Origin of the sequence: Leptolyngbya sp. CCY15150 (genome assembly GCF_016888135.1) — a bacterium.
GTDB lineage: Bacteria > Cyanobacteriota > Cyanobacteriia > RECH01 > RECH01 > RECH01.
Genome location: NZ_JACSWB010000170.1, coordinates 136832 through 151287, shown reverse-complemented (window position 1 = coordinate 151287; position 14456 = coordinate 136832). Strand labels below are relative to the sequence as shown.

At 57.3% G+C, this 14456-nt stretch carries 8 protein-coding genes; all 8 read right to left on the bottom strand.

The window, feature by feature from the left end:
- Window positions 1-5: 5 nt before the first annotated feature.
- From JUJ53_RS10930 to JUJ53_RS10895, 8 genes are read right to left on the bottom strand one after another with little or no spacing between them, the layout of a single operon-like run.
- The gene (locus JUJ53_RS10930) at window positions 6-1541 is read right to left on the bottom strand and encodes a bifunctional DNA primase/polymerase (protein WP_204152032.1); all 1536 of its coding nucleotides are present in this window, start codon (window positions 1539-1541) and stop codon (window positions 6-8) included.
- A complete protein-coding gene (locus tag JUJ53_RS10925; RefSeq protein WP_204152031.1) occupies window positions 1513-1815 on the bottom strand; it encodes a hypothetical protein in 303 nt (100 codons plus the stop codon). Before JUJ53_RS10925 ends, JUJ53_RS10930 begins: the two co-directional genes overlap by 29 nt.
- Window positions 1812-8486, bottom strand: coding sequence for a strawberry notch C-terminal domain-containing protein (locus JUJ53_RS10920; RefSeq protein WP_239124971.1), 6675 nt, complete (start codon window positions 8484-8486; stop codon window positions 1812-1814). The genes JUJ53_RS10925 and JUJ53_RS10920 overlap by 4 nt, the downstream gene beginning before the upstream one ends.
- A 2-nt stretch (window positions 8487-8488) precedes the next feature.
- On the bottom strand, window positions 8489-10117 hold the full coding sequence (locus JUJ53_RS10915) for a hypothetical protein (protein WP_204152030.1): 1629 nt from the start codon (window positions 10115-10117) through the stop codon (window positions 8489-8491).
- Window positions 10105-10503: a hypothetical protein gene (locus JUJ53_RS10910; RefSeq protein WP_204152029.1), complete on the bottom strand. Its 399-nt coding sequence runs from the start codon at window positions 10501-10503 to the stop codon at window positions 10105-10107. The genes JUJ53_RS10915 and JUJ53_RS10910 overlap by 13 nt, the downstream gene beginning before the upstream one ends.
- A 10-nt stretch (window positions 10504-10513) precedes the next feature.
- A complete protein-coding gene (locus tag JUJ53_RS10905) occupies window positions 10514-12244 on the bottom strand; it encodes a type IV secretion system DNA-binding domain-containing protein (protein ID WP_204152028.1) in 1731 nt (576 codons plus the stop codon).
- The gene (locus JUJ53_RS10900; RefSeq protein WP_204152027.1) at window positions 12244-12762 is read right to left on the bottom strand and encodes a hypothetical protein; all 519 of its coding nucleotides are present in this window, start codon (window positions 12760-12762) and stop codon (window positions 12244-12246) included. The genes JUJ53_RS10905 and JUJ53_RS10900 overlap by 1 nt, the downstream gene beginning before the upstream one ends.
- Window positions 12763-12773: 11 nt before the next feature.
- On the bottom strand, window positions 12774-14420 hold the full coding sequence (locus JUJ53_RS10895) for a M23 family metallopeptidase (protein ID WP_204152026.1): 1647 nt from the start codon (window positions 14418-14420) through the stop codon (window positions 12774-12776).
- Between the last annotated feature and the right edge of the window lie 36 nt (window positions 14421-14456).

Genomic DNA, 14456 nt, shown 5'->3' with positions numbered 1-14456 from the left:
TCTTCTCATGGCGATAAATCTTCCACACATGGAGGTGAGGTAACTTTCGTAGCTCTATCCAATCGATAGCGATTTTGAATCCGTGACACTTCAGCGCAAAACCGACTCAGATCATCCCTAGTCAAGCATTCTGAAGTGACCGTATCCCCCTGAGCCTGCAAAATAACACCCCGGCCACGAGCCTGTACAGTCAGCTCATGCTCCTCAGCGACGATTCGATAAATGTGTCCCTGTACCCAAATTTTGGGCTCTACCACTGAGCCATCTCCAGCCACCTTCCCATACGTTAGCTGATAGGCATGAGCCAGAATTTCTCGGGACTGGCGAACGAATGTTTGAATCTGAGCCGTTGAGATTGCAGGATTATGGATTCCTGAAGCTTGGATGACAGCATTTTGCCTCTTTTGAAGCTTGCTTCTGGTTAGAACACGATGGTTCTCCCTAGCGGTAGCCTGGATAGACTGCCTGATACTGCTAGGACACAGCTCTTGATAGACTCCTCGGTCTAGTTTCCACACGCGCTTCCAAGCGCTAATCTCACCCCCAGCAAAAACCGCTGCCGGGGTGCAACTGCCTGGATCGACAATACTCTCCATAATCCGCTCCACCCGCTCAGCGTCAATTCCCAAAGCAGCCCCTGCTGCTCGCGTCAGTTCCTTGGTATTGCCGCTAATCGGCACTCGGTTCTGGGCAGCCCAGTTCTCCCAGCCATAGAACTCCCGCAGGGCATAGGTCAGCGAGTGCGATCGCGATTCTAATGGACTATCTCCATGCAGCACAGCCTGGGCCTTCGCTGTGGCTAGATCCTCCAGCCGCAAGACTCCCGGTTGAGCAGGCTGAGACTGGATTCGAGGTCGAAACTGGCGGGATTGGCTTTGCTCTCTTCGACCACTCACCGGGTACAGCCCGATCGCATCCAACCGCTCCACCCAAACCGGCGGTACCCCCTGCACATTGACATAGGCGTTCCCACTGGGGCCAACCGTCGGCGCGAGCACCGTGAAGCGCCCCTGCCCCAGAGCCTCCCCCATGTGTTGGCCACCCACCCCATCCAGCGAGAAGTTGGTAAACGTCTTTTCATGCACCCGCACCGCTAGCCGCCAGCCGCTGCTGTGGGTGCGCTCGGTAAACGTCTGCTGTAAGAGCGGGTATTGGCTGAGCCAATCGGAAATCCGCTGGTCACAGTCCTGCTGCGACTCAAACTGCTTCACATCCACATCGACCCAGACAATATTGTGCCAGCCACCTAGAGTGCCGATGCCATTATCGGGGTTGGCAAACCAGGTCTGAAGCTCAGCCTGAGTCGGCAACTGATTCTGGTAATAGGTATGCCGGATCAGATGGGGCATCCCACACTGATCAAGAAAACTGGGGTTCTTGCCGGTGAAGGCGGGCACCAGAGTCCCGTCCTTGTCGCGTTTTAGGCTGCCATCCCGGTTTCGGGCCGGGTAGCACATTGGGTCTTGGGCTGGGGCCACGGGTAGCGGCGGCAGCCCCTGCTCCCGGAGCCAGTCAAATGTGGCGCGAAGGGCTGGGTTCATCGACTTGTCCCGCTGGGGTTTGAACGATCCATTCCATGGGGTGGACAGCACCCGTGACCAACTCCAGGCGGTTGACTGTGATCTGCTGGTTCACCTGGGCATAGACCAACACCCCATCCCAAAACATCTCCAAGCGATCGGGTTCGCGCTCTGCCGTCCATTCCACATCGAGCTGCATTTCATCGCCCTCCACATGCACGGCCTTTTGCCCATCGCACAAAATCACGATGGACTGGGGGCGGTAGTCAGCGGGCAAGGGGGTAAGGGTCATCATCGTTCAAGTCCTCCTGATGTCGGGGTGGGAATACGGTCTGATTCTAGGCGCTGCACAAATCGCTGAAACCGCTGGCAGTCTTCAGCCGTTACCGCCGTGCGCTGAATCTCCCCCTGGGCCATCTCCAAAATGGTCTGGGGTTGAGGCGTCACTCGGCGGACGGTGAGTCGGTCAGCGGTCTGCTTCAGGTCGTACACCTTGCCGCGAAACTGGGTCTGCCCGATCACCGACAAGATTTTTTGGGAAGCTTGGGCCACATATTCGCCCCGCTGCTGCAACGCCTGATATTGGGCTAGATCTTGAGCCATTGCCTGCTGTAGGTTTGACGCGAGGTTAAAGCCGTTGCCATTGGCTTGTTTGGCTGAGAGGCCCAACTGCTTGATCTGTTCTAGGTGCAGCGGGTCGTGGCCTAAATCGCGGGCAGCTCGGTACCAGTCGCGTAGGGTCTCGACGGCTGAACGCGGCAACGGTTTGACTATAGTCTCCAGCGCTGGATCATCTGCTACTGCTTGCTCCTGCTGGGCGATCGCTGAAACAGTTGAGGCAGGTAAGGGTTGTGTTGGCGGATCTACATTCACCTCTGAGGATGGCGCAGTTGGTTGAGCTTCTCCCGCCGAGTCAATCCAGTCTGGATCGGTGGTCTGGTGTTCCCTATGTCCATTTTGGTTTTCCCCATTGAACTGGTCGAGGTCCAACAGGTTTTGTACCTGAAATTCAGGCTCCTCAGACGCTGATGCTGGGGTCTGGGGTTGAGGAATCGGCTCAACAGGAGCTTGTCCAGGTACTTCTAAAGTTGGTTCCGAGCGTTGATGGGGATGTACCGAGATCGCCCCTTCCCCATCTGCAATCACCACCTCCCCCTGCTGGGTCAGCCTGTCCAAATACTTGTGCAAACTCTCCACCGGAAACCCCGCCACCGGCACCCGCCCGAGTTCCTTCACCCCAGACTCCATGCTGGTACCAATCATCTCCAGATGCTCGATCAAGGGCCGAGCCCCCTCAAAAAACGCCTCATAGAACCGCTGATCTGGCGACTTGACCAGTGCGATCGCCTCGGGATACTGGTCTTTCACTTCCAGATACTGCCGCATATCACTCGGCATCCGCGATCGCTCATCCCCCGTTTCCTGTTCCACGGCGGGTGCTGCCTGGGCCTGTAGCTGAGCCTTAGCAGCTTCTGCAAAACCCTGCTGCACAATATTTTTCGAGAAAATCCGGGCAAAGGCGCGGTCGGGCAATCTTGACTCTCCACCTTGCAAACTCTGTACCGCCGTCTCCTTAAACTCAATGTGCCCCTGGCCCCGCACCTGAAATACCATCTCCGAGTCGATGAACATATCTCCATTCTGGGTAAGGTAATGGGTCAGGTACAGCTCATCCCTCTGTCGTTCCACCACCAGCGGAATAAAGGGCTCATTCTCGATCCGCAGGTGAAACTCCTGGGAAGTCATGACCTCCTGCTCAATCCCCGCATTCCTCAAAAATCGCAGAATCCGCTTTTCCAGCTGCCCCATTGGGGGCGGATTGGGCATAACTGGGGACGATTCGGCAGCTACAGGCACAGGTTTAGGCGTTGCTTGAGATGGCTCTCCCTGAACTTGATTCCCTACGGTTGAAATAACTGGCTGAGCAACAACCGGAGGTTTTGCCGCTTCCACCTTTTCCAGCGTCGGCAACGACACCCCCATCAACTGTCGCGCCACCTCCTTAAACTCAAACGCCGCCAGGGTGTAGTTCCGCTGATGCATCACCACCCCCAGCACCCGCTCCAGTCGCTCGGGTGGGATAACAACTTCCATGCGATCCGCTACGGAATAAAAATCCGACCCCGCCGCCGCAATCAAGTCTTCATCCAGGTAGTACCGCCCCCCAGCTTCCTTTGATTTTGGCGCTTGCAGAATAAACCCGTCCCCCGCCTGCTGCGGCTTCAACAAGAACAACTCATCCAGCGTCTTCACCGTTCCCCTCCGGTTAGTCAATTCCGTGAGGAATCGAAACACCTGCTGTGGCTCCTTCAAGGCCACCGGCTCCTTAGTCAGCTCCGACTCAATATCAAAGCCCTTGGGCATAATCAGCCCTTGGCAGACCTCACCCCGGTAGTCGGTATAGTTCACCAACTTACCGTTAGAGTATTTCTCGAAGGCCTTGATCAGGTTGCCGGTAAAGATTTGCCGGTTGACCCGTCCTGCTTCCTGTTGTTGATCAAACAGGGAATAGACGCTATTGCCAAACCAGTCCTCGGTCTGAACTGTGGCAGCGATCGCCCCCGATCGCCCGGTGTTGAACTTGGAGAAGGGCACCGTAATTTGCCGAGCTGAGTCTGCCACCAAAATCCTCAGCTTCCAGCGATTCGGTGCCGCCGGGCTCCCGGATCGCTTTTTGACATCTGCCCCCGCCACCACTCCATAGAGAATGGTCTTACTGGCAGGCGTCACCAGCCGCAGCGGTGTCCCCGGCACAAAAGTTTCCAGAACACCAGAGATATGCATGAGCTGCTGCTCGATGCGGTCATTGAGTTTCTCAATCGCTTTACTGTCTTGCTTTTGGGCTACTGCCGCCTGCCGGTAGCGGTTGGTCTGCACTTCCAACTCTGTAATTGTCGTCGCTACCTGCTGTCTCGCCTGCGCGGCTACAGCGTCCGGGTCGTGATCCTCCAACGACCTCACCTCCGCCACCCCCACCGATTCCCGCACCACATTGATCGCCTGAAGCTGGGTCAGCGGCTTGCTCTCACTCTTGGCCTCCACCAACTCCAAATACACCGGCCCCGTGAACTCGCTGGCCGTCTCACTGTCATCGGCCATCACCTCCATCCGCGCCAAGGGACGAGCATCCAGATCCAGCTGATCCGCCTCCAGAATATTCTCCCCCATCGCCCGCGCCTGATCCACGAGGTCGCGGTACTCCGACTCAATCAAGCTGTAGACGGCTTCTTGTTCAGCGATGGGCAGCAGCGGAATCCGTCCCGTCACCTTTTTAATCAGCGCAATATCCGAGGCATCATTCTCGGCTTGAGCAGCAGGAAAATCCAGTTTGGCGTTCAGTTCTGGATCATCCGTCAACAATTCCGTCACCACCTGCTCACCGTAGGAATTCATAAAATCCACCACGGTGTTGAGGGAAATGTCGGTCTCCCGTGCTGCTGTGGTGTTGGCATTTAGGCTGGCCATCTTGCGACAGAGGATCGCCCCCGGTCGCTTTTCCGCTGGGAGATCCCCCATCAGCAGCGTGTAGTTGGGTAGCGCCACCTGCCCCGTGCGATGCACCCGCCCCAGCATTTGCATAAACACGTTGATGTCCCGCTCCGCCTGGGCCACAATCATGTGCCGAGGCCGCTGGTCAGCAAATTTCTCTGAGGCATGGAGCGAAATCCCGGTCGAGCCTGAACAGTTCAGCAAAATGACATCCGCATCGCCGGCATTGAACTTGGCCACCGCATCGATCTTGCCTTTGGCGGTGGTCTCCTCCCCCAGCCGCACCTTGTAAGCCATAGAGCCATCGGCCCCATACTCAATCCCCGATTTCCGCCCGGTAACTTCCGTGACCCGATACCCGGATCGCTCCAACTGCTGCTCAATGTAGTCGATAGGACTGATAGGAATGCCGCTGAAGTCACTCTCGCGGATACAGTCCAGGGCTTCTTCATAAGCCAAAACAGCATCAGCTCCAAGCTGCCCATCGGTGAGGCGAAATCGGGTAGCCTTGCCCCGGTAGTCTTTGATGATCACATCCCTGGAGCGCTCTAGATACCGCTCCAATAAATCCCCAAACGATAGACTTAGCCCATCACCGGGCGATAAATCTTGGGACTCCGCATAGGCTTGGATGAAGCTGCCCATGGTGTTAGCAACGGTAATCACCGGCTTTTCACCCCGATTTAGGGCCGCAATAGCCTCCTGCACCGTGGCATCGGCCTTTTGGGCCAAGAGTCCCTGCTCAATGCAGTTGTGCATCAGCGATGTGAAATTGGTACTTTTTGCCCCCACATCCCCGATCGCCCCATCCTCCCCCAACGCTTTCGCCTCAGCTTTCATCTCCTTACTGATCGCCTTCACCGCCTTCTGCTTAGCCCGATCAAAATCCTTGATGGCCCGCATCGCCGCTGAAAACTCATCGGCCACCTCTCGGTCAACAGGGACAGTTTTAGCCTGAAACGAAATGCCCTCGTAAGACCGCTCCCGCCTGAGCATCTGCCCCGAGGCCACAAACTTGCTAGCCACAATCTGCTGAAGCGGCACCCCACCACGAGTCAAGATGTTCTCCAATGTCGTCATACTGCTAACCCCCAGCCGCAGGTCAGTGCGACGAGCATAGAGATCCATCACATCAGCCCGCTTGGCATAGGTCGCCGACGAGTAAAACACTCCTGACGACAGGTCGATCAACTCCCGCACAAAGTCAGCCCGATCCGGTGGCCCCGCTTCTTTCCACCCGCCCTGACTGCCCCCTGCCTGGTGGGCCTCATCCAAAATTAAGATGGCATTAGGAGCCATTTTACGGAGAAAGTTTCGGCGTAATGGTTCCTTCTTCCCCACCGTTTGGAGCTGGCTATAGGTAGTGAATACGGCACTGTAGCGGCCTAGGTTGCCCTGCTGAATCATCGCCTGCATTTCCGCCTTCTGCTTAGCGGCTCCTGCTGTCTTCAACGACGCCCCATTGGCCAAGGGAATCTCGGTGCTGCTATCGGTAATAAACGGTGTAAACCGTCGCATTCCGATATCGTCTACATCGCGCATCATGTCGGCGTAGAGCGGTTTGTCTTTGGTGATGAACAGGGCGATCTTGCCCTGCTGCTGGGCGTAACGCATGATGCTGGCACAAATCCGGCCCTTGCCAATACCAGTCTGGTCACCCGTAATGAAACCCGCTCCCCGCTCGATATTGCTAATTGCCAGAGCCGATGCATCCACCTGCTCTGCGCTGAAGTAGCCGTGCAGTTCAGCCATGGAAGCATAGCCCAGGCGGATGGCCAGGTACTCGTCAATATCGCCGTGGTGCTGCTCGAATCGCTCTAGCGCCTGCTGAGCTGCACTGGCCATGTTGAATGGAATCAACGTTTGGGTCGAAATGCCTTTGCTCTTCGGCACATAGACCACCTGCCGGGGCTGGACATCATAGGTGTCTGCCGACGGAGTCTCAGGGCTATCGGTTGAAAGGGAAGTATTCATGATGGAATCTGCCTGAAGTGCTACAGATGCTACAGAGTCAGTTCGCTCAGCCACGCTTCCAGAGCGGTCTCGTCGTGGAGGCTCAGCCAGTCCAGATAGTCTGGATCGCTGGTCGTCACGGGCATGGCTGGAAAACTTGCCCCGTAGTGACTCAGCCGTTCCTGAAACCGCCAGTTGCTCAGAATCAAGGTCTCCGCCCACTGCTGTCGCCACTGTTCCAGGGCGAAGTCCGGATCGTCGTCCAGCTCCAGTAACGGAATCTCCTGGGCCGAATCCAAGTCGCTGAGGGTGCTGGCCAGGAATTGCTGAGTCTCCGGCTGAGACGTGACGGACACCCAGTCCTGAATCATTTCGTCCAGCCGAGTTTGCATCAGCTCCAGATAGGTCGCTTCGCTCAGCTGCTCCAAATCCGACGGCACCTTGACGATGAACAGCAGCCCCAGACTCTCCAGCGTCCAGAGGTTGGGAAAACTGGGGTACTGGCTGTTCATGAACGGGTACGTCCAGGGTGAAACGGGCGTGGTGGGTAGGTTCATGGGGAATTAACTCCTTCAGTTCAGTAAACGACCTGTAGATAACCGGAACATCGGCAGCGGGTAACGGGCGTTCTGACCGTCCTCGGCCTGCAATCACAATCAAGTCAATGGGAAAGCCTGCGCCCTGCTTGCGGTACAGATCACCCCAGATAGAAATGTGTTGGGTAACGACGTACTGTTGGTACAGGGCATAAAAGAAACCTCGACTTTCCAGGGTGTTGTAGCGCTCAGACCGCAGTTCTTCGTCTACGCCCAGCTTGCCGCCCAGGATCAGAACGGCGCGACCATGGTCTTTCATCGCCCCTAGAGCTTGGAACGAGATTGCCTGATCAATCTGAGTCGTTCCCCGCAGATTGCTCGGCAACCTGAACCGTCGTCGCTGACCCTGCACGTCTCGCACCACACCAAAGGGAGGGTTAGCGATCACCACATCGTGCAGGCATTCTGGCTGGTACTCTGCCGCGTCATGCTCCGTGACGGTGTAGCCTTGAGCCCGCAGGTCAGCGGCCCGGTCTGGATTGAGTTCATTGACCGTCACCAGGTTAGGGTCAGTGCCCACCAGCAATGCGCCGTGACCAGCCGAGGGTTCATAAACGGTGGTCTCTGGGGTCATGCCCGCCAGGGTAGAGGCTAGAAACGCGATAGGGATGGGCGTGCTGTAGGCCTGCTGCAGAACGCTGGTCGAGGAGCGCACATTCAGGGCTGGTTGGCGATCATGTAGATCAATCAGCCGATCATAGGTGTCGTGAGTTGTAGCCGAGGCTTGAAGAATCTCCTGGGCTGCTCGCACCACTGCCCCCTCCACCGCTTCATCTACCTGCTTCGCCAGTGCCGTGCCAGGCTTGACCGGCTTGCCCAACACCAGCGCCGCCTGGTGTCGAGCGGCGGTGATTGTCGTAAACCCTTCACCTCCCCGAAAGTGGGAGGCGAAGTGGTTCACGAGCTGCTGTTGGGTGTCCTCGACCATTCCTACTCACCGATGGACAAACCCACGGCGCGGCTACGTTGTCGGCTGTGCAGAGGTGTCACTGTCGCCGGTTGGTGCATCTGCAAGTCTTGGCTAAGTTCCCGGTCAATAAAGCGAAAGTAGGCCACATCCTTAGATGTGAGATCAGACTTGATTTTGCCGTTGTCGATACTGAGAATCTGCCCCCGTTCTCCCGCCTGAATTTTCAGACGATTGGGCGTCTCCTCAATCCGGTACTGACTGCCTCCTTGGAAGACTCGCTTGCCCTGTATATTGGGGCGACTACCGGTGACATCCAGCAGTTTGCGGGCAGTTTTCGCTAGGGCCAGGGCCGTGAGATCGCGGGTGATGCCCATATCGCCGGCTGGCGCGAGGTTGCCCAGCTGCCGCACTCGCATGGGAGGCTCTGGGGACAGACCCTCCACTCCCTGGATCTGGATTTGCTGACGGGCTCGCATGAAGTCGGCTTCTTGGGATGCCACCATATCGTTTTTAAGAATGTTCAGCCCCCAGCGAGTTTTACGGGCCGTCATCAGTTCAATGCCCTCACGGTCTGAGACGGTAACCATACGACCCTTGCCACTGATCACATAGTTCTCAGCCACGTAGAAGCCTCGACCAGGGCTGTGAGTGGTGCCATACTTCTGGAGCAGATCCACCGCCGTGGAGGCAACCTGCCGACTGCGGATATTGGCCGCCAAGGCCACCACCCGTTCAGTCAACTGCTGAGATGACCGCCGCATCACCCGTGTGGTCTGCTGCATCCATTTCTGGGTAGCTTTTTCCACTACCTGCAGATTCTGGCGTTCCAGCACGTCGAGGATAGAGACCACCTTGGGGACAGCCATAGCGAGAGGCTGAGCGGCAACTCGGGTGGATGCAGGCTGGCTAGCGGGTTGTTGCTCTGGTTCTGCATCTGTCACAAGAGCCGGAGTTTCCCTAGGCTCAGGTTCCGTTTCTGCCTCTGCTGAGGACATAGGCGACGGTAGAGGAGCTACAGCCTCATCCGCCAGTTTGGGATCTGCTGCTGTTGATGCCTCCTGGACGACCTCAGGGGACGACTCTTCCATCGGGCGGGATTGAGGCATCTCTGTTATTGGTTCCTCCTGAAGAACCTCCGAGGGAGCCCCTTCTACCTGATGGGCCAGATCCGGCCCTAACCGGTTGGTCTCAACCGCCCCCTTGCTCATCCGGTAAACCAACTCATCTCCAGCCTTGATGTTGATCGTCCCCTTGGCTCCGGTAGTTGCCTCAGCACCCGCTTGCTGAGGTGCGTCTACCGCTGCCTGGAGCAGCTTCAGCATATTGGCATTGAGCTTGTTGATAGGGTCTTTATTGGCATAGCCCTCACGGTAAACAATCTCGCGACCCATCTTGATCTCGATAGGCTCGGCGACGGCTTGGGGCAAATCCACGGCATCCTCGGGGTGAGCATTTTGTGCTTCAGGTTCGGGATCTTGCTCCTTGTGTTGAACTGCCTGTAGCCGCTCGCGCAGCATCTGGATAAAGGCCTGTACAGCCTCAGCGGTTGATTGAGCTGTGGCCGCTGCCATTTCGCTAGAGGCCAGGGTAGTGTGAGCATAGTCCTGCTCAATTTGTTTGGCTTCTCCGGGATTCACTACAGCTTGCATGGCTCCTCCTTTAAGAGGTCTAGGTTTTCTAAATCCATTAGGGGCATGGTTTTGATGCGGTTCATCACCTCTAAACCTTGAACTGAAAAGTAGGCAGTGTCGCCATCGATCAACCACTCCACTAGGGTTGGTGTGTAGTCGGCATCCACATCGGGGTACTGGTACTGGATCTGACCATCTCGCCAGTACAAAACCGTCACATCGTCGTACAGCACTTCAATCTCGCGGGGCACGTAGTCAGCACCCAGAGGCGGCTGATCGAGCACCAACGCTAGGTCAGCGGCGATGGTAGGGCAAGCCAATAGGGCCGTGACCGTCTCCACGGGCAGCTTCTCCCGTAGGGTTTGGGCCAGCACGAGATCAGGGGATTCAATTGTTGTCGTCATCAGGGTTCTCCTAAAGTAAACTGCTGTACTTGTCGATCAGACCAGCGGGGTCGGGGTAGGCCGAATGAACCGGAGCTTGAGGTTCAGGTAACAACGCTTCCACCATCTGTCTTCGCCTTTCTAAATCAGCGGCAGTGGGCATCCGCTGGGGGCTGCGGCGCACCAGGCGAGTGTGGATTTTGGCCCACAGGGCTTCGCTGCCCTCACTGGCCTGCACATCGGCCTTAGGAATCTTGATCGCCTGCAGAATCGGGATGGCGGCTTCCCCTCGGGAGGTAAAGCCGGGGTTGATCAAGATGCATTTGCCCGGCGGCAGGCGCAGAAACTGGCTAGGTTCAAACAGCTTGCGGGTGCGCTCCTGGTCGGAAATGGTGGTGCTGGATTTACCGCCGCCGCGATTGCGCGACTTTTGCTTATGCTGGATTTCTTCGTCCCCCAGAAAGTCGGAGAACATGCGGGCTGCTTCGTATTCCTGGGGGTTGAAGACCGCTTTGGTAGCACAGGCTCCCAAGATGGCGCGGGCCAGCTCACGACCGTAGGTTTTCTCTAGCTGCACCAAGTTTTGAAAGCCGAGAATGACCGCCAGCCCGTCCTCTCGGTTTTCATTTAGCCACTGCACCAGGGTGGGAAGGTAAAGAGTGGGCAGCTCGTCAATGGCGACAATCAGGGGATCTCGCCGACGCTGGGCCACATTGCGGGTGACCAGCATGTGCAGCACTGTGGCCACCAGCGGCCCCACCACATCCCGTCGCTCCCGATCCATCCCTAGAATCAGCAACTGCTTGCCGGTTAAATCGAGAGGGATAGAGGTTTGACCGCAGAAGGCTCCCAGCACCCCTTCTTTCATAAAGCGGGTGAAGGTCTCGCTGGCGCTGCCCACAATGCCGCTGGCGGTTTTCTCGGCATCTTTCACCCCAATCAGCTGGTTAAAGGAGACTCGAATCCAGCTGTTCATACCTTGAGCCGCCGCCACCCGGTTGCCCAGGTTGGTCAGCCCGAGCACCGCCTGGGCGGTCATGATGTCGGGATATGGGGTGGACTTGGCCAGCATCAGCAGTGCCTCTGTCAGTTGGTCACCAGCGGCGGAGAAGAAGCCGTCTTCGTTGCTCTGGGTCATCAGGCGAAAGTTTTTGTTGAGCACCGTAGCGATTTGCCGGGCCATCTCGGCATCGGACTCACTGCGCAGGAAGTCGATGGGGTTGCACACCTCGGATTCGGGAAAGCCGGGGGCCAGCACCCGCACGTCGTAGCCCAGCTTGGCGGCATAGGCGGCATGGCGAGCGCTTTGGGTCGGATACTTGAAGTCATACATCACCACCGGCAGCCCCTGGTCAAGGGCGGAGCGAATCAGCGGGTCAATGACGCTGAAGGTTTTACCGGAGCCTGGCCCACCGCAAACAGCGATGCCTCGCTGGAGGTCGGGCAGGTATAGAGACCGGGTATCTTGCTTGCGAGTGGGCTTGCCGATGTAGAGGGAAACTGCGTTGCGCTTTCGCTCCTGAATCTGCCTTGCCGCACGCTTGCGGGCAGCGGCTTTCTCTGGGCCGCCACCAAAGCGACTGGTAGCGAGCTTCCCTTTCTTACCTTGACTCATCAGGGAAAAGGCAGCAATCAGTACCGCACAGCCCAGTAGAGTAAGCCCTTGGCGAGACTGGAGTGAGGTAAGAAGCTGAGAGATAGACTGAGTAGATGATGAATCAACCTGCCCCAGACGTAAAGGTTGTTCTGTGTAGTAACGCATCAGCGCAGCACCTCATAGCTATCGGGGGGTAACTCAATGCCCAGTTGCTCCAGCGCCCAAATGTATTCCTGGGGAAACTGGCTGCGGGTACCGTCGGGTGCCGCCGTCAAATATTCAGTCAGCTGCTCCTGATAGGCATCTCGCCCGCCCTGTTCTTGCAGCACTTGGGTGTAGCGCTGCAGGGCTAACTCGCGGGCCACGTTCAGTGGGATATAGTGACTGAGCACCGGGTCATCCTCCGGCAGTAGCGACCGGCAGGTGGCTTGAGTATCCAGGTAAATCAGCACCTCCTGGTAAGTTTCGCCTTCACTGACCCCAATCAGGGCGTAGCTGCCAGCGGTCGTCTCCACCAGGCCCCAAAGGTTTGGGGCTTGGGTTTGGGCAGGCAGGCAGTCATAAACCGCCTCTGGAATGGGGTCAGATGCCCGAACCAGATTGATGCCCACAACCGAGATTAGACTGACCAGCAGCAGGCAGAGTCCTGCTAAACCCGCAAAAACAGTACGGTTAAGTCTCATCGCTACACTCCTTAACTGAGATAAGTCATGGGGTTTTGGGGCTGACCGTTCTGGCGCACCTCAAAGTGCAAATGCGGCCCGGTTGACCAACCGGTACTGTTGGCGCGACCGACCGGATCGCCTTGGGCAATGATGTCGCCCTCACGCACAAAAAATCCTTGCAGATGGGCGTAGTAGGTCTCTAAGCCATTGCCGTGGTTGACAATCACGAGCCTGCCATAGCCACTGGTGAGGGAGCCGCTGATATCCGCGAAGGTGACCTGCCCGCCGTCCGCCGCTCGAATAAGGGTGCCGGTAGGGGTGCCAAAATCGGTACCGCTGTGGAGACGGCGATCGCCATGGATGGGATGGGTACGATAGCCAAAACTACTGGTGACTTCATAGCCCGGTGCCGGGTGAATCAACTGTCCGGTAGCAGTTCCAGGCGATCCTGAAGCTCTAGGTGCTGGCGTTGGTGTGGGTGTGGGTTCTCCAGTCTGCGGGTCAATTCCTTTTGCCGCTGCAACGTCGGCTGAATCGGTAGTGGAAAGACCTTCCTGGATTTGACCCAAAAAGACCATGCCCTCTTCCTGCACCGGCAGCCAGGGAATGGGGCCGATGAAGTAGGGGGTACAGCCTAAGTCCGCCAACAGGTTGCGAACGCACATGCGGAAATATAACCCGGTTTCAGCGGTACCGGAGGCCTCATCGGTGTCGAGCACCGCCACCTTGAAGGCATTGCCAAAGGGATGGCGACCGGTAGGTTCTAGACCACCGTTGGCGGCAGCTAAGGTTCCCCGCCCGCCGCGCACCTGCTGGTACTTGCCGGAAACCCACTGGGTACCTTCCACCAGGGTGGGTTGACCAATTTCCAGGTGGGCGCAGTTAGCTTCACAGGGCACATTGAACCCCTCCACATAGCTGCCGCTGATGGTGTTAGTTCGGTTGCCTTCCGCCGCGCCAAGCACTACATCCACCTGGCCTACCACCACGCCCTGCTCCACGATGGGGTTGGGAAAGTTGGCGAAGGGGACATCGGCCAGGCCGGGCACCTGGTTGATAACCGACTGCTGCCAGTCACGGAAGCGTTCCAGCGGAGCCTCCATCAACCCTGGAATGTCGGACAGACCGTACTGCTCTAGGTTGAGGTTTCCTAGGCTGAGGGACACTAAGTCCTCATCTTGAAGCACCTCAGCGATCGCAGTTTGTGGATCGACGTCTCCCTGAAGCAGGTCAGCGATCGGGGGCACAGATTCCACTGGGCGACTGGTTAGATCCGGCACCGCCTGCACCAAGTCCTCCAGGGTTTGCCAGGCCACTAGGGCAACATCCGCTAGCCGTAGGGCAGGCCAATCCAGCCCTACCAGGGTAGCAATCTCGTACAGCGAGAACTGCTGGAGTTGGAAGCTGTCCTGAAAATCACCCAACTGCATGTACTGGTCTGCGGTTTGCCCTGCCTGCCAGACTCGCGATGGGTCGTAGCCCAGCAGACGGATCAGATCCGCTGGAGCCTCGAAGGAACCAGACTCCAGCACCGCAGGCAGGCTGCGCAGAGTAATCTGCACCCAGTCGGGCTTGATGCCCAACATCTGATCCTGAATCACAGGCACCGGTGTTCCTGGCTGGAGGCTGGAGTAGGCCGGTGGCACCCGCCAGCTATGGAGGCAGATCGCCAACATGAAAACAAAGATCCCGATTACAGACGTCCATCGCCG